At 63.6% G+C, this 16,044-nt stretch carries 11 protein-coding genes; 9 read left to right on the top strand and 2 right to left on the bottom strand.

Annotated features, from left to right (window positions below):
- Window positions 1-9: 9 nt before the first annotated feature.
- The 6 genes from EFD55_RS03520 (at window position 10) to EFD55_RS03495 (ending at window position 7,802) form a co-directional block, all read left to right on the top strand.
- Window positions 10-1,875: a GH39 family glycosyl hydrolase gene (locus tag EFD55_RS03520; RefSeq protein ID WP_125843037.1), complete on the top strand. Its 1,866-nt coding sequence runs from the start codon at window positions 10-12 to the stop codon at window positions 1,873-1,875.
- A 23-nt stretch (window positions 1,876-1,898) separates the two neighbouring features.
- Complete coding sequence (locus tag EFD55_RS03515; protein WP_125843035.1) at window positions 1,899-2,729, top strand: sugar phosphate isomerase/epimerase family protein; 831 nt, start codon at window positions 1,899-1,901, stop codon at window positions 2,727-2,729.
- The gene (locus EFD55_RS03510) at window positions 2,722-3,738 is read left to right on the top strand and encodes a hydroxyacid dehydrogenase (RefSeq protein ID WP_125843033.1); all 1,017 of its coding nucleotides are present in this window, start codon (window positions 2,722-2,724) and stop codon (window positions 3,736-3,738) included. The genes EFD55_RS03515 and EFD55_RS03510 overlap by 8 nt, the downstream gene beginning before the upstream one ends.
- Complete coding sequence (locus tag EFD55_RS03505; RefSeq protein ID WP_125843031.1) at window positions 3,735-5,156, top strand: enolase-like domain-containing protein; 1,422 nt, start codon at window positions 3,735-3,737, stop codon at window positions 5,154-5,156. Before EFD55_RS03510 ends, EFD55_RS03505 begins: the two co-directional genes overlap by 4 nt.
- 169 nt (window positions 5,157-5,325) lie before the next feature.
- On the top strand, window positions 5,326-7,068 hold the full coding sequence (araD, locus tag EFD55_RS03500; protein ID WP_210276052.1) for an L-arabinonate dehydratase: 1,743 nt from the start codon (window positions 5,326-5,328) through the stop codon (window positions 7,066-7,068).
- Between the two features lie 14 nt (window positions 7,069-7,082).
- Window positions 7,083-7,802, top strand: a complete 720-nt coding sequence (locus EFD55_RS03495; protein ID WP_125843029.1) for a ribonuclease activity regulator RraA — start codon at window positions 7,083-7,085, stop codon at window positions 7,800-7,802.
- A gap of 234 nt (window positions 7,803-8,036) precedes the next feature.
- Here the strand turns inward: EFD55_RS03495 and EFD55_RS03490 are convergent, their stop codons facing one another.
- Together EFD55_RS03490 and EFD55_RS03485 are read right to left on the bottom strand one after the other, a co-directional pair.
- A complete protein-coding gene (locus EFD55_RS03490) occupies window positions 8,037-11,183 on the bottom strand; it encodes an efflux RND transporter permease subunit (protein ID WP_125843027.1) in 3,147 nt (1,048 codons plus the stop codon).
- Window positions 11,183-12,283, bottom strand: coding sequence for an efflux RND transporter periplasmic adaptor subunit (locus EFD55_RS03485; RefSeq protein WP_125843025.1), 1,101 nt, complete (start codon window positions 12,281-12,283; stop codon window positions 11,183-11,185). The genes EFD55_RS03490 and EFD55_RS03485 overlap by 1 nt, the downstream gene beginning before the upstream one ends.
- Before the next feature lie 205 nt (window positions 12,284-12,488).
- Between EFD55_RS03485 and EFD55_RS03480 the strand changes: the two genes are divergently transcribed.
- The 3 genes from EFD55_RS03480 (at window position 12,489) to EFD55_RS03470 (ending at window position 16,013) form a co-directional block, all read left to right on the top strand.
- Window positions 12,489-13,175, top strand: coding sequence for a response regulator (locus tag EFD55_RS03480; RefSeq protein WP_125843023.1), 687 nt, complete (start codon window positions 12,489-12,491; stop codon window positions 13,173-13,175).
- A 2-nt stretch (window positions 13,176-13,177) separates the two neighbouring features.
- Window positions 13,178-14,482, top strand: a complete 1,305-nt coding sequence (locus EFD55_RS03475) for a HAMP domain-containing sensor histidine kinase (RefSeq protein WP_125843021.1) — start codon at window positions 13,178-13,180, stop codon at window positions 14,480-14,482.
- A 76-nt stretch (window positions 14,483-14,558) separates the two neighbouring features.
- Window positions 14,559-16,013, top strand: a complete 1,455-nt coding sequence (locus EFD55_RS03470; protein ID WP_125843019.1) for an efflux transporter outer membrane subunit — start codon at window positions 14,559-14,561, stop codon at window positions 16,011-16,013.
- The last annotated feature ends 31 nt before the right edge of the window (window positions 16,014-16,044 follow it).

Genomic DNA, 16,044 nt, shown 5'->3' with positions numbered 1-16,044 from the left:
GAAACGACCATGCGTGAACGTACGCGAATCAGCGTCGATGCCGGTGAAGCGGTCCGCCCGTTCAACCGGTTCTGGCGCGGCACCGGCTTTTCGCCGGCCGAACTGCTGCTCGAGCCTGAGATGCGCCAGATGCTTGCCTATATCGGCGGTCTGCCGAACGAGGGTATCCGGTATTTGCGTGTGCACTACCTCTGCAATCTGCTGCGCGCGACCGGCGGGACCGGCTATGACTGGTCTCTGCTCGACCGCGCGCTCGACGTGATGATCGAACATCGCCTGAAGCCGTTCTTCGAGCTGATGGGCAACCCGTCAGGTCTCTTCACCGATTACGAGGACATGGATCAGGTCAGGCGCTGGCGGGATCTCGTGACGGCAACAGTGGACCGCTATGGCGCGCGTTACGGCATGGACGAACTGCGCACGTGGTATTTCGAAACAACCAACGAGGCCGACTCCGGCTGGTGGACCTACGGGATCAAGGGTTACACCAACTATTACGATGCCTGCGTCGCGGGACTAGACGCCATCGATCCCAACCTGCCGATGGGCGGACCCGGTACCGCCCGCACCCTGTCACCGATCTTCCGCGCCCTCATGGCCCATTGCGACAGCGGCACGAGCTGCCTGACCAGTGACGGGCCGCCGCGCCTTGACTACATCTCGATCCACGAAAAAGCCGTCAACGGCAGCAAGGAAGACCTGACTCCAAAAACCAATGCCATCGTCGACCGCACGCTTCTCGTCGTCGACTATCTCACGGAACATCACCCACGGCTTGCCGGCCTCCCCATCGTCAACGACGAATGCGATCCGCAGCTCGGCTGGAGCGATCATCACAGCTGGCACGGCAAGGCCTATTATGCCGGGATTATCGCCCGGATCATCGAACAGCACGACCGGCGCATCATCGCACCGAAGGCGGCGGATTTCACCTTCCTCAGCAATGACCACGCCTTTATCGGCGGTTGGGGTCAGCGCACGATCTTTGCCTATTTCGGTTCGCGCAATTTCACCAAGGCGCAGTGGGAGCACAAGACCGATCTGAACCGGCTGGTCACGGATGTCGATCAGGCACCGCCCTTCGACATCGTCAAGAAGCCCGGCCTCACATCGATGGAACTGCTGGCAACGCTCGGCGATACCGTTTGCAAGGTGACGGCCGAACCGCCGCTTGCTCCCGATCAGGATGGCCTGGCGATCCTGCCGACGCGACTGCCGGGCGGCGGCGTTTCCATCAGCCTCATCCACAGCGTCGATGCCATCAACCGTTCTGGCCGGACCGCCGTTCGCCTCGAGGTGAGCGGGTTGGTTCCCGGCCGCCACGCGCTTTGCCTGCTGCGCATCGACGAGGAATTCACCAATCCGATGGAGGTCTGGGAGGCCCAGCGCGACGAAAGCAATCCGCGCGGGCCCTTCGAACCGGTCGGCGCGCCATCCGAACCGACCGAAGCGCAATTCGCCGAGCTGCGCCATGCGCAGGAACCCGCCTTGCTGCATCCAATCAGTGTCGTCGCGTGTGAGGAAGGCCGGCTCAGCGTCGACCTGGATGTGCCGTTGCCGTCGCTGACGCAGGTGCTTATCGTTCCCGACACCGGCGCGGCCCCGGCGACACCGACCGGCCTTGTCGTCGACCGTTACCTTGGTCTCGGCGGCCGGGAAGAACGCATGCTGTTCTGGGCCGCCGGCGATGCCGGCCCTGCCATCTTCTACGATGTCCTGGCCAGCGCCGACGGCAAGGCCTTTGAAAAAGTCAGCACGGCACCGCTGATCTCGACGGCATTCCTGCACATGTCGCCGCCTCAGGGTGTGCGTTACGCGGTCTGCGCCCGCGATGCATTCGGCCGCCGCAGCGAGCTTTGTGTCTCTGCCTCATGAACAGCATCTTCCGGATCTGAGCCATGGATATCGCCTATTTCACCAAGACCCTTGAGGGCTTGTCACTCGAAAGAGCGGCAGAGATGACGGTCGCTTTGGGCTTCGACTGCGCCGATCTTCTCATCCGCGAGGGACACGCCGTCTCGCCTGAGAGACCCGAGGAAATCGTCAAGGCCGCAAAGCTCTTTGCCGAGGCGGGGGTGCGCACGCCAATGGCGACGATCGATTCCACGCGGCCCGACGACTCCACGTCACGGCTTGTCGGCTGCTGCGGCGAGGCCGGCATCGGGCAGGTCAGGCTTGGCTTCTGGCGCTATGATCCGTCGCGCCGCTGGAAGCTGCAGGTCGATGAAGCCCGGCGTGACCTTGATGGCTTCGAACGCCTTGCCGAACGTTTCGGTGTCAAGCTGACCATCCAGCTTCACGGCGGGACCCTGCACAGCTCCGGCGCGCTGGCGAGGCAATTGCTCACCGGCCGCGATCCCGTCAGGATCGGTGCCTATCCCGATCCGGCCAATCAGATCGTTCGCGAGGGCAGCGAGGATTGGCGTCTGAGCCTCGACCTTCTCGATCCGTGGTTCTGCTGCATAGGCGTCAAGAATGGCGGCTGGTTTCCCGGCGCTTACGGCGCCGACGGCCAACGCGCATGGCATTCGGATTGGTATGGGCTCGACGAGGGCATGGTGCCCTGGAACGAAATCGTCCCGCATCTGGTCGCCACCGGATTTGCCGGTGTGCTCTCGGTTCATTCCCAATACCGGGTCCCCCGCGAGCAGGCGCTCGGCAAGGCCCGCGCCGATCTCGCCCATCTCAGGCGCCTGGTCGCCGCAGCGAAAGAGCAAAACCATGCGTAAACAAGCTCCCGTCATCTCCGTTCTTTTGACCGAAAAAACACGTCGCATGATGCTCGACGATACGGCGATTGCCCAGTTGAATACCCTTGGCGATGTGCGCTGGCCGGCCGGCGCGACAATCGACGCAAGCGATGTTGATCGCCTGCTGCAAGGCGCCACGGCCTGCCTTACCGGATGGGGCACGCCGCCCTTTGATGCCGCCGCGCGCCAGCGCCATCCTCGGCTTGCCCTTGTCGCCCATTCAGCAGGCAGCGTCCGCACGCTCATACCGGCGCGCCTGTTCGACGATGGCCTTCGCGTCAGCCATGCCGCTTCGAAAATCGCCGCCTCGGTGGCCGAGTTCGTCGTCGCCGAAGCGCTGCTTGCCATGCGCGGCATTGATCGGCTGCATCATCGCCTGCGCAACGGCGGCGAATGGCTCGACGTCCGCGCCGCCGTACCGCAGAGATTGCTTGGCGCGAGAACCGTCGGCATCGTCGGTGCCGGCTATGTCGGCCGGGCGGTGATGCGCCTGCTTGTTCCTTTCGGCTGCCGCGTCCTGGTCTTCGATCCCTATCTGGACGAGACTGAGGCTGCCGCGCTCGGCGTTGTCAGCGCCGCGCTGGACGATGCGCTGGCTCAAAGCGACGTGATTTCCCTGCATGCGCCCGTTCTGCCCGAGACCCGCCGCATGATCGGCGCCCGCGAACTGGCGCTGCTGCGCCCCGGCGCGCTGTTCATCAACACGGCGCGTGCGGAGTTGGTCGATCAAGCGGCACTGCTCGCCGAGATTCGGGCCGGCCGTATCGTGGCCGCTCTTGATGTCTTCGACAACGAGCCGCTGCCGCCGGACAGTCCCTTCCGCGATCCCATGCTTGCGAATGTCACCATTTCGCCGCATGCCGCAGGTCACACCGAAGAGGCGCATTTCGCCCAGGGGCAGGCCATGGTGGATGAGATCGGAAGGCTTCTTCGCCGGGAGCCGCTCCACCACGAGGTCACCCGCGCCATGCTCGACCGCATGGCATGAGCATGGACAGAAGCACTGGAGGTTCCGTGACGGCGCGGCGCATCAGAATCATCGAAGTCGACGCCTTCGAGCGTGATATCAGGCTGCGCCTGCCGTTCCGTTTCGGCGCTGCCACCCTCGAAAAGGCGCCGCAGGCCTTCCTGAAGGTCCGCGTCGAGGATGAAGAGGGGCGAACCGCCATCGGCGCAGCCGCCGAAATGATGGTGCCGAAATGGTTCGACAAGAACCCGGCCTTCACGCCGGCGCAAAATGTCGATCAGCTGCGCGCCTCGATCCGCGCCGCTGCCGCTGCGTCGCTCGAAACATCTCACCCGACGACATTGTTTACCGCCGCACGCGTCAACGAGATCGAAACCGTGCGCCGCCTGCCGGGAAATCCATTGGCCGCCGGGTTCGGCCCTTCGCTCATCGCCCGCGCGGCGCTGGATGCCTATTGCCGTATGGCCGGCATTTCGTTTTTCGATGCAGTGCGCCGTAATATCATCGGCATCGGCGGCCATATGCTGCCTGGGGATATCGATGCCGATGCAGCGGCGGCGGTGCTTGCCGGCCTTCGCCCCGCCGGCTCGATCTCGGCCCGGCATACGATTGGGCTTCTCGATCCGATCACCGAGAACGATATCGCCGAACCCATCGACGATGGCCTGCCGCAGAGCCTCGAGGCGGTGATAACGCGTTATGGCAACCATTGGTTCAAGATCAAGCTTTCAGGCGTGATCGATGCCGATCTCGACCGCCTCAGACGAATCGCCGCCGTGCTCGACCGCGTGCCCGATTACCGGGTGACGGTCGACGGCAACGAACAATTCACCACCGCCGAACAGCTTGCCGCCTTGCTGGCGCGGATCGAGGCCGTGCCTCACCTGGCGCGGCTGCGCGCCGCCATTGCCTTCGTCGAACAGCCGTTCTCGCGCGAGATCACCATGGAAACGCCGCTCGGGGATCTCGCGGCGCAACTGCCCTTCCTGATCGATGAAAGCGACGACGGCGACGGCGCCTTCGCCCGGGTCCGCGGGCTCGGCTATATCGGCGTCTCTTCGAAAACCTGCAAGGGCATTTACCGCTCGCTCATGAAGGCGATCCGGATCAGGACAGGAAGCGTGCTGGGGTTGTTCCTCTCCGGCGAAGACCTGACCTGCCAGGCAGGACTTGCCGTGCAGCAGGATCTGGCGCTGGTGTCTCTCCTCGGCCTTTCCCATGTCGAGCGCAACGGCCATCACTATGTGGCTGGCATGCAGGGCGCGCCATTGGCGGAGAAAGCGCGCTTTGCCGCGGCCCATCCGGATCTCTATGAGCAAGGCCCGGATGGGCCGCTCCTGTCGATCCGCGACGGCCGGATCGCCATCGGTTCGCTCGGGACGATTGGCTATGCCAGCGGCGCCTTGCCAGCTTTCGAAGCGATGGAGCCGCTGTCATAATGTCCAAGAGTGGTTGGCATGGGTCGAGCGCTGCAATGCATGGACTCTCCGGTCCCTGCGGCGGGCGGGGCAGGCTTGAGGAATTGATGAGCACCTATATCTTTCCGGCTTCGGACGCTTCGCGTCGTGTCAATAGTTGCATATTGTATAGGAATGGAGGCATGTCGGCATGTCTGTGAAAGCGGTCAAGACACCAGGTGAGCTGCGGTCGGCCCGCTGGTTCGCATCCGAAGATCTGCGCGGCTTCGGCCACCGCTCGCGCCTGATGCAGATGGGTTACGACGCCGGCGATTGGGCCGGCAAGCCGCTGATCGGCATCCTGTCCACCTGGTCGGATCTCAATCCTTGCCACGCCCATTTCAAGCATCGCGTCGAAGACGTGAAGCGCGGGGTGCTGCAGGCCGGCGGCTTTCCGGTGGAAATGCCGGCGCTGGCGCTTTCAGAGAACTTCATGAAGCCGACGACCATGCTCTACCGCAACCTTCTGGCGATGGAGACCGAAGAACAGATCCGCGCCCACCCCGTTGACGGCGTGGTGCTGATGGGCGGATGCGACAAGACCACGCCGGGCCTGATCATGGGCGCACTCAGCGCCGGGATGCCGATGATCTACCTGCCGGCGGGGCCGATGCTGCGCGGCAATTATGCCGGCCAGCAGCTCGGATCGGGATCGGACGCCTGGAAATATTGGGATGAGCGGCGGGCCGGAACGATATCGGACAAAGAATGGGCCGGCATCGAGGCCGGCATTGCCCGCTCCTACGGCCATTGCATGACGATGGGCACCGCCTCGACGATGACCGCGATCGCCGACGCGATGGGCCTGACGCTGACCGGTGTCTCATCCATACCGGCGCCTGATGCCAATCATATCCGCATGTCGGCCCATTCAGGCCGGCGGATCGTGGAAATGGTCTGGGAAGATCTGACGCCGGACCGGATCGTGACGCCGGCGGCCGTGCGCAATGCGGCGACTGTCGCGATGGCGACCGGCTGTTCGACCAACGCGGTCATCCATCTCCTGGCGATGGCGCGCAGGGCAGGGGTCGCGCTGACGCTCGACGATCTCGACGCGCTCGGCCGCACCACGCCTGTCATCGCCAATATCCGCCCTTCCGGAAACACCTATCTGATGGAAGACTTTTACTATGCGGGCGGTCTGCTGGCACTGATGTCGCAGCTTCGCGAGCGGCTGGATCTTGGCGCGATGACGGTTTCGGGCGAAACCCTGGGCGCGGCGCTGGCCGGCGCGAAAGTCTACAACGACGATGTGATCCGGCCGCTTTCCAACCCGATCTATTCGGAGGGATCGCTTGCCGTGCTCAAGGGCAATCTGGCGCCCGGTGGCGCGGTGATCAAACCAGCGGCCTGCGACCCGCGCTTCCATGTCCATCAAGGCCCCGCTCTGGTTTTCGACAGCTACCCTCAAATGAAGGCGGCCGTCGAGGACGAAACGCTTGATGTGACGCCCGATCACGTGATGGTGCTGCGCAATGCCGGGCCGCTCGGCGGTCCCGGCATGCCGGAATGGGGCATGCTGCCGATGCCGAAGGCGCTGCTGAAGCAGGGCTATCGCGATATGCTGCGGCTCTCGGATGCGCGCATGAGCGGCACCAGCTACGGCGCTTGCGTTCTGCATGTGGCGCCGGAGGCCCATGTCGGCGGCCCGCTCGCCTTGCTGCGCAACGGCGACACGATCAGCATCGATATTCCCAACCGCCGGCTGGACATGCTGATCGACGAGGGGGAATTGGCCCGGCGTCGTGCCGCCTGGATGAAGCCCGTCGATCGGTTCGGTCGCGGATATGGCTGGATGTATGCCGCCCATGTCAGCCAGGCCGACAAGGGCTGCGATTTCGACTACCTGCTGCCCGAATTCGGTCCGGCAGCGGGAGAACCCGATATTTTCTAGGAGGACATGCAGGGATGACGACACTTTCGGACGGCACGCGCGAAAAGCTGATGCGGGTCAGCGTCGCCACCATCAGCACGGCGCTGTTCAAGCGCGGCCTGCGCAACCAGACCATTCAGGATGTGCAGCCTGTCGCCGGGAAAGGTCGGAACATGGTCGGCCCGGCCTATACGCTGCGCTACATTCCGGCGCGCGAAGACCTGAACAAGCTCGAGGTTTTCCGCAATCCCGAGCATCCGCAGCGCGCTTGCGTCGAAAGCTGCCCGCCCGGGGCCGTGCTGGTGATGGACAGCCGCAAAAATCCGCGCGCCGCATCCGCCGGCTCCATTCTGGTGACGCGGCTGATGGTGCGAGGTGTCGCCGGCGTCGTCACCGACGGCGGGTTTCGCGACAGTCCCGAAATTGCCGGGCTGGCGATCCCCGCCTATCACAACCGCCCGTCGTCACCGACTAATCTGACGCTGCATCAGGCGCTGGACATCAATGTGCCGATCGGCTGCGGCGATGTGGCGGTGTGGCCCGGCGATATCATGGTGGGCGACGATGAAGCCGTGATCGTCATTCCGGCCGAACTCGCCGACGAGATTGCCGACGAAGCCGTGGAAATGACGGCCTACGAGGATTTCGTCACAGAACGGGTGCTGGCCGGCCAATCGATCATCGGCCTCTATCCGGCGACGCAGCCCCACAACCTCGAGGATTTCGCCGCCTGGCGTGCCAAGCATGGCCGCTAAACCTGCTGATTCCCAAGGATGGCGGTTGTCTTCAATTCGTCGGCGACGTGTCGGTCGATTACGAAAACCGGACTATCTCAGACAGCAGGACGCGCAGGCGGCTGACGCCGCCTGCGGGGGAATACGTCCCGCGGCCTTGTTCCGGGGGAGAGGAACTCGACCGAAGAGGTTGACGATCGCCAGGCGTCGCGTGCCGGGCGCGGGACCTTCTGGCCAATAACCCGGCGAGGGCAGTCATCTCTGACCTTGCCCTCGCTTCGAAAGTTCGGGCTTGAAAGTGATCGCCGCGCGATCGTTGGATGCCTGCGGTTCCGAGTCGGCGGTATCAGGCCCGGTCGGGCGCACAAGGCGCTTGAGCGTCTCGTTGAGGTCGTCGACAAAGGTGAAGATGACAGGGATGACGATGAGGCTGAGCAGCGTCGACATCATCACGCCGCCGATCACCACGATCGCCATCGGCTGCCGGAAGCTGGAATCGCCGCCGGTCAGGCTGAGGGCGACCGGCAGCATGCCGGATGCCATGGCGATGGTCGTCATGATGATCGGTCGCGCGCGCTTGTGGCAGGCATCCACCAGGGCATCGAACCGAGGCATGCCCTGGTGGCGTGACATGATCGCGTATTCGATGAGAAGAATCGAGTTCTTCGTCACCACGCCCATGAGCATAAGCAGCCCGATGACGGCCGACATTGAGAAGCTGGTTCCGGTCAACACCAGCGGCAGCAGTGCGCCACCGAGCGAGAGCGGCAGAGCCATCAGAAGCGTGAACGGCTGCAGGAAGTCGTGGAAGAGCAGGACGAGGATCGCATAGATGCAGAACACCCCGATCGCCATCGCCAGGCCAAAGCTCTGGAACAGTTCCGAACTGCGCTGAAGTTCGCCCTGTTCGACAAGTGTGACGCCCGACGGCAGATGCCGGAGCGCCGGCAGCGCCTGCGCTTCGCGGTTGACGTCGCCCAGGATGCGGCCGTTGAGTTCAACCGACACGGTGACGTTGCGCATCCGATCGATGCGGTCGATCTCGGAGGGGCTGCCGCCGATCCGGATATCGGCGATCGACCCGAGATCGACATTGCCGTTCGTTCCCACAACCCGCATGTTCTTGATGTCGTCGAGCTTCGTGCGTGTCTCGGGGCTGAAGCGGACGACGATCGGGACCTGGCGTTGCGGCAGGTTGAGCTTTGGAAGATCGGCGGAATATTCCCCATTCGTTGCCACGCGCACTACCTCGGCGATGGCGCTCGACGTCACTCCGAGCGCCGCTGCGCGCGCGAAGTCGGGCGTGATCTGGATCTCCGGCGCCTGCCTGGCCGCGGTCGACGTCACCGCGCCGATACCCTGCACCGTGCGGAGCTGTTCTTCGAGCGCCGTGCTGGCGCTGTCGAGTGCGTTGGCGTCGTCGCTGGCAAGGGTGATCTCCAGCTTCGTACCGTTGCCGCCGCCGCCGACCGCGACCCGCACGCCTGATAGAACCGAGAGAGCCTGCCGGATGTCGTTTTCGATTTCCGATTGCTTGCGGTCGCGCTCGCCGATAGGCGACAGCACGGCGACGATCGTCGCGGATCCGACGCTGCTCGTCGTGCTCGAGTCGGGGCCGCCGCCCTGGGATGCGGAACCGACCGCGGAAAAGACATGCGTCACGTCCTGGAGCTTGCCGACGATATCGGCGGCCTGCCTGGTCGCGGCATCCGTCTGCTCGATGGTGGCGCCCGGCTGCATGGTGAGCGTGATCTGGGCTCGCGCGTCGTCGGAAGCGGGCAGGAAGCCGGATTTCAGGAGCGGGATGGTGGCGAGCGAAAGCGCGACGACGACGGCGGTCACGGCCACCGCGGTCTTCCTGTGGTTCATGGCGGCTTTCACGATTGCCATATAGGCGCGCATGATGCGGCCGTCCTTTTCCTCTTTCGGATGGGCCTTCATGAAATAGGCTGCCATCATCGGCGTCAGCAGCCGTGCGACGACGAGCGAGACGAGGACGGCAACGGCGGCGGTAATACCGAACTGGCGGAATATCAGTCCCGGTATGCCGCTCATGAAGGCCGTCGGCAGGAAGACGGCGACGAGCGTGAAGGTGGTTGCGATGACGGCCAGTCCGATCTCGTCGGCCGCCTCCAGAGCGGCGTCGATCGGCCGTTTGCCCATCTGCAGGTGGCGGGCGATGTTCTCGACTTCCACGATGGCGTCGTCAACGAGGATGCCGACGACGAGCGACAGCGCGAGCAGGGTAACGATATTCAGGCTGAAACCGGCCAGATACATGACAAGGAAGGTCGGTATGACAGACAATGGCAGCGCCACCGCCGACAGGATCGTCGCACGCCAATCCCGAAGGAAGAGCCAGACGACGACGATCGCCAGGATCGCCCCTTCGTATAGCATGTGCATCGAGCCATCGTAGTTGTCGATAATCGGCCCGATCGTGCTGTAGGCTTCCTCGATTTGCACGTTGGAATGCTTGGCTGCGAACTGTTTCATCGCCGTATCGACATCGGCCGCAACGCCGCTGTCCGAAAACCCGTTCGAGCGCTTGATTTCGACCGCGATCACCGGTTTGCCGTCGAGATAGGCCATCGAAGACCGCTCCGCGAAGCTGTCGGTGACGGATGCGACGTCGTCGAGGCGAACCTGCTGCCCGTTTGCGAGGGGAATTCGCAGTTCCTTCAGGGCATCGACCGAGGCAACCGCGCCGAGCGTGCGCAATGTCTGGCGCGTGCCACCGATTTCTCCGAGGCCGCCCGACGTATCGGCCTGAACCGACTTCAATTGCGCCGACACAGTGGTCGCCGTGACGCCGAATGCGGCCATCGTCGTCGGATCGAGATCGACGTGGACCTCGCGGTCGACACCGCCGATGCGGTTGACCTGTCCGACGCCCGGCACCGACAGAAGCGCCTTCGTCAGATCGTTGTCGACGAACCAGGAGAGCTCGGTTTCATTGAGGGTGGAAGACTGGACGGCATAGGTGACCAGCGCCGAATTCTGCACGGTAACCTTGGTGACTCCAGGCGTCTGCATCTGCGCCGGCAGATCGGCCTTGGCGCTGTCCACGGCATTGCGGACTTCGTTCAAGGCGGTTTCGCTGTCCTTCTCCAGTTTGAAGGAGACGCTGATCGACACCGTGCCGTCGGTGATCGTCGTGGTGATGTGATCGAGATAGCTGAGCGAAGCAAGATTGTCCTCGATCGTGCGGGCGACCTCCGTCTCCAGCTGCGACGGCGCGGCGCCGTCGAGCGTCGCGGTCACTTTGATGGTCGGGAGGTCCATATCGGGAAAATTCTGGATCGACAGGTGTTTGAACGCCAGCAAACCGCCGACGGCAAGCATCGCAAAGAGCAGGATCGCCGGGACGGGATTGCGGATCGAAAATGCGGAAAAGTTCATCAGCCTTCTCCCGCAATCTTCACGAGATCGTTGTCCGACAGAAATGCTCCGCCCGACGTCACCACGCGCGCCGACTTATCGATGCCCGAGACGATTTCGACCTCGCCGTCGTTGCGGCGGCCGGTCTCCACCCGCACCCGTCTTACCCGCTTGTCCTCGTCGGCCGCAAAGACGTAGTTGATCCCGTCGCGGAACACGATCGCCGTCTCCGGAACCGTCAGCGCCGGCGTGGTCCTGAGTTCGATCGTGCCGGTCACGTAAAGGCCGGTGCGCGGGTGAACGTCCTGGGGAAGCGCGACATAGACGATCGCTCGGCTCGTATTGGTGTCGACCGAAGGTCCGACGAGCCTCACCTTGCCCTGAATGCGGCGCCCGTCCGGCCCGTCGATGTCGACGCTCAATCCTTCCGAGATGCGCGAGAGGTAGCGGGCGGAAACCTCCGCCTGCCATTCGACCCGCTGCTGGCGGACCATACGAAACAGCTCGGTGCCGGAGGAGACGACCGCGCCGAGCTCGGCCGAGCGCGAGGTGATCAGACCGTCGTCGACGGCCGTGACCGTCGTCTGGTCGAGCTTGATCTTCTGGCTGTCGAGTGCCGCCTTTTCAGAGGTAAGACTTGCTGTCGCCGTCTGTTCGTCGGCGAAATATTCGACGATCTTCTCATCCGAGAGGGCGCCCGAGGGCTGAAGCTGGCGTGCCCGATCCGCATTGGCCTTCGCCTTTGCGAGTGTCGCATTGGCGGTCGCGATGGCCGCCTCCTGCTTGCGAAGGTCGGCCCGTACGCTGTCCTGCGACAGTCGGACCAGGGTCTGCCCTTTCTTGACCACGGAGCCGACATCGGCCACGATTTCGGTTATGCGCAGGCCACTCGTCTCGGAAGCGATAATGGCTTCCTGCCAGGGCTTCAGCCAGCCGCTTGCGGGAACGGTTTCCGGCCAGTCCCGCTCAGCCGGCGTCACCAGCGACACGGTGAGGGCCGGCGCAGCGGCTTGATCCGCCGCAGCACTGCGCAGCGGAAACAAAAGCGCCGCGGCAACAACGGCGGTGGCGAATATTCCAGACGGTTTTCTCAACGATGCACTCCTTGTGGTCAAAGACATCGCTGCCTTTGACCGATCCGCGCCAACTCGACGGATGATTGTTGCTCATGCGCGGCAACCGCCTCGGCGCGCGTCTATGTCATGGCAGGATAAGTAACGGAACGAACGTTAAGTGCGGTCAAGTGAGTGTTAAGTTAGGTAAAACTCGCTCCCACGACGGTGTTTGTGCTGTATGGCTTGACGGGATTAATGACGGACGAAGTGAATGAACAAGGTTCTCCTCATCGACGACGATGCCGAGCTGACGACGCTTCTGCAGGAATATCTGGTCGAAGAAGGATATGACGTCGTAACGGATACGGACGGCCGCGCCGCCATTGCGGCTGCCGCCGGCAATACGGTCGATATTATCGTGCTCGACATCATGATGCCCCGGATGAACGGGATCGAAGTCCTGCAGAGGATCCGGAAGCTCAGCCAGGTTCCCGTGCTGATGCTGACCGCAAGGGGCGATGACGTGGACAGGATATCGGGTCTCAATCTCGGCGCCGACGACTATGTGCCGAAGCCGTGTTCGCCGGGCGAACTGGCTGCGAGGCTGCGCGCCATCCTGCGCCGCGCCGGTCAGCCGGCGACCGGCGCGTCCACCGATACCGTAAGGGCGGGACAGCTCGTGATCCACCCGGGCAGCAGGATCGCCGAATGGCGCGGAGAAAGCCTTGACCTGACCGGCACCGAGTTCAGCCTGCTCGAGGTGCTTGCCCGCAGCGCCGGCCAGCTTGTGTCGAAGCAGGAGATTTCGAAGCGCGCCTTCGGTAAGCCGCTGACCCCGTTCGATCGCCGTATCGACGTCCATATCAGCAGCGTTCGCCAGAAGCTCGGCCAGAGGGAGGACGGGCAATCCTGGATCCAGTCCGTTCGCGGCCAGGGCTATCAACTTCTCGTGGACTGACCATGCCTAGGCTTTTCTGGAAGTTCTTCGCGACGATCTGGCTGACGCTGGCAACGACGCTCGCTGTCATCATCGCGATCGTCAACCTCTTTCAAATTCCGCCCCCCGGCCGCGATCGGGAATACCAGGAGCGGGCGATCATTCTGACGCTGACGGCGAATGTGCTTGCAAGGGATGGCGAGGACGCCGCCGCGCGCTTCATCCGCACAAGCGAGGAGACGGTGCCGCTCGGCCTGAGGCTTTCGAAAAGCACGGAGTCGCTTGCGTGCGCGGACGAGAGCACGGCAGAGACGAAATCGATCCTGAAGGACGGAACTTGCTACCGGATTTCGGTGACGCCGCAAGGCAGCTTTCTTCTCAACGTCGTGGACAACCTGGCTTTGCTGGTGCCCTGGCTTTCGATCTTCATTGCGAGCACGGTTGCTGCGGCCGCACTCGCCGGATACCTCATTCGCCCTGTCGTGCACCTTCGCGATGGCCTGAGCGCGCTTGCCCATGGCCGCTTCGACGTTCGTATCGGCGACCAGATGGCCGGCCGCAGGGACGAGGTCACCGCACTTGCGCATGACTTCGATTCCACCGCCGCGCGGCTTCAGGAGCTTCAGAATGCGCAGCAGAGGCTGTTCCACGACGTCTCCCATGAATTGCGCTCGCCCTTGTCCCGCCTGCAGGCCGCTGTCGGTGTGCTCCGGCAGAGCCCGGCGAAGCTTGGCGCCATGCTGGATCGCATGGACCGGGAGGTCGAACGGCTCGATGCGCTGGTCGGCGAAGTTCTGACGCTCGCCAGGCTGACCGCGGGATCCGGCCTGCCGCTGAAAACCCAGGCTCTGGATGTCATCGAACTGCTGAACGAAATCCTCGGCGACGCGGCATTCGAAGCCCAGACGCGGGATGTCTCGATTACAACAAGCGTCGACGGCGCCTTCCGCGCCGAGGTCGAAGGCGAGCTGATCTACCGGGCGCTCGAAAACGTCGTGCGCAACGCCGTCAAGTACACGGCCGAACATTCGGGCATATCCGTGTCTTGCGAGGCGGCGGCCGAGCGCCTCAAAATCTGCGTCACCGATCAGGGGCCGGGCGTCAGGCGCGACGAACTCGAGCGCATCTTCCAGCCGTTCTCACGCGGGAAAGAGGCCGTGCCGAGAGGCGGATACGGCCTGGGTCTCGCCATCACCCGGCAGGCCGTCGAGCGCCATGGCGGGCGGGTGCATGCATCCTTGCCTGACGGCGGCGGACTGGCCATCACAATTGAGCTTCCGCGGCGGCCGACGTCTCCTGGTTCGGCTGACCCTCGCGATTTTACCTAACTTTACAGTTTCTTAACCGCTGTTAACGCTGGCCTCGCTAAGCCTGACCCACGATCCCGGTTCAGGAAGCTCGCCAGTGTATCCGTCGCTCTCTACAAGACTATCATCGCTCCGCTACGCCGCATCCGCCCTCACGCTGCTGCTCGCAGGCTGCGTCAGCGGGCCGGATCATGTTCCCCCTGAGATGCCGCTCCCCGCCAAATTCGCAGAGGGTGGCAGCAAGAGCAACGGCAATGTCGCGACGGCTGAGTGGTGGACGGCCTATCGCGACAAGCGGCTCGACGGCCTGGTGGCCCATGGCCTCCGCGAGAACCTCGATGTGCTGCAGGCGCTCGAGAGCATCAACTCGGCTTCCGCCAATGTCACGGTTGCCGGCGCCGGCGCTCTGCCGAGCCTCAGTGTCGATGCATCGCACACGGTATCCGGCGAGAAGGGGCGGCTCCGCACGACGGTCGGCACCACCAACACGACGGCCGGCGGGGCCAGCCTTTCCTGGCTGCTCGACCTCTTCGGCCAGTACCGTCGCTCGAAGGAGAGCGCCATCGCCTCGCTGGGGGCCGCCTATGCGACGGCCGACAATGCAAAGCTCACCTTCCTGAAAGACCTGGTCGAGAGCTATATCGACGCCCGCTACTATCAGGAGCGCATCGCGCTTTCACAGGCGAGCTTGAAATCCCGCCAGCAAACTTACGAACTCACGCAGCTGCAGCTCAAGGCAGGTGCGGCCTCCCGCCTCGACGTCGTTCAGGCCGAGGGCCTGGTACAGTCGACAAAGTCCGACATTCCCGGCCTCGAACAGAGCTTCACCGAATCGGCCCATCACATTGCCACGCTGCTTGGGATGCCGGCGGCCTCGCTGATGGACGAGCTGCAGAAAAGCGCCGGCCAGCCGGTTTTCCACGGCGACATTCGCGCCGGCATTCCGGCTGATCTCATTCGCAAACGTCCTGATATAAGAAAGGCCGAACGCAAGCTGGCGGCGGCCGTCGCCGATATCGGTACTGCCGAAGCCCAGCTTTATCCGTCGATCTCGCTCTCCGGTTCGATCTCGCCGAGCTGGGTCAAATCATCGGGTGCCAGCGGCTCGAGCCTCACCAGTTGGTCCTTCGGGCCGACACTCAACCTGCCGATCTTCGACGGCGGAAAATTGCGCGCGAATGTTGATATCGAGAAATCCGATGCCAGGACCCAATATCTCGCGTGGAAAGCGGCGGTGCTGAACGGGGTCGAAGAGGTCGAAAACGCGCTCTCTGCGGTTCGCCGCGACACGCAGACGCTGGAACCGCTGCGCAGGCAGGTGCAGACGGCACAGGAATCGCTCGCTCTTTCGACCACGAGCTACAAGGATGGCGCCTCGTCGCTGCTCGATGTCCTGGACGCACAGCGTTCAGTCTCCGATGCCCAGGCAAGCCTTGCAGCCACCGTGCAGCAGGTCGCCAAGGATTATGTGGATCTCTACGTCGCCGTCGGTGCCGGTTACCTCACGGGTCAAGGGCATAAAGCTCCCGAGCGAAAGGCGAAGTCGGGCTGATCGGCTGGGCGGTTAAGCGAGCGGATTGCGG

It is taken from the genome of Rhizobium pisi (genome assembly GCF_003938655.1).
Lineage (GTDB): Bacteria > Pseudomonadota > Alphaproteobacteria > Rhizobiales > Rhizobiaceae > Rhizobium > Rhizobium pisi.
The sequence above is the reverse complement of the archived record's forward strand: the minus strand, read 5'-3'. Positions and strand labels throughout refer to the sequence as shown.

Coding starts and splice junctions, on each gene's coding strand:
- EFD55_RS03520 (WP_125843037.1), top strand. CDS start 10: ATGCGTGAACGTACGCGAATCAGCGTCGATGCCGGTGAAGCGGTCCGC.
- EFD55_RS03515 (WP_125843035.1), top strand. CDS start 1,899: ATGGATATCGCCTATTTCACCAAGACCCTTGAGGGCTTGTCACTCGAA.
- EFD55_RS03510 (WP_125843033.1), top strand. CDS start 2,722: ATGCGTAAACAAGCTCCCGTCATCTCCGTTCTTTTGACCGAAAAAACA.
- EFD55_RS03505 (WP_125843031.1), top strand. CDS start 3,735: ATGAGCATGGACAGAAGCACTGGAGGTTCCGTGACGGCGCGGCGCATC.
- araD (WP_210276052.1), top strand. CDS start 5,326: ATGTCTGTGAAAGCGGTCAAGACACCAGGTGAGCTGCGGTCGGCCCGC.
- EFD55_RS03495 (WP_125843029.1), top strand. CDS start 7,083: ATGACGACACTTTCGGACGGCACGCGCGAAAAGCTGATGCGGGTCAGC.
- EFD55_RS03490 (WP_125843027.1), bottom strand. CDS start 11,183: ATGAACTTTTCCGCATTTTCGATCCGCAATCCCGTCCCGGCGATCCTG.
- EFD55_RS03485 (WP_125843025.1), bottom strand. CDS start 12,283: ATGTCTTTGACCACAAGGAGTGCATCGTTGAGAAAACCGTCTGGAATA.
- EFD55_RS03480 (WP_125843023.1), top strand. CDS start 12,489: ATGAACAAGGTTCTCCTCATCGACGACGATGCCGAGCTGACGACGCTT.
- EFD55_RS03475 (WP_125843021.1), top strand. CDS start 13,178: ATGCCTAGGCTTTTCTGGAAGTTCTTCGCGACGATCTGGCTGACGCTG.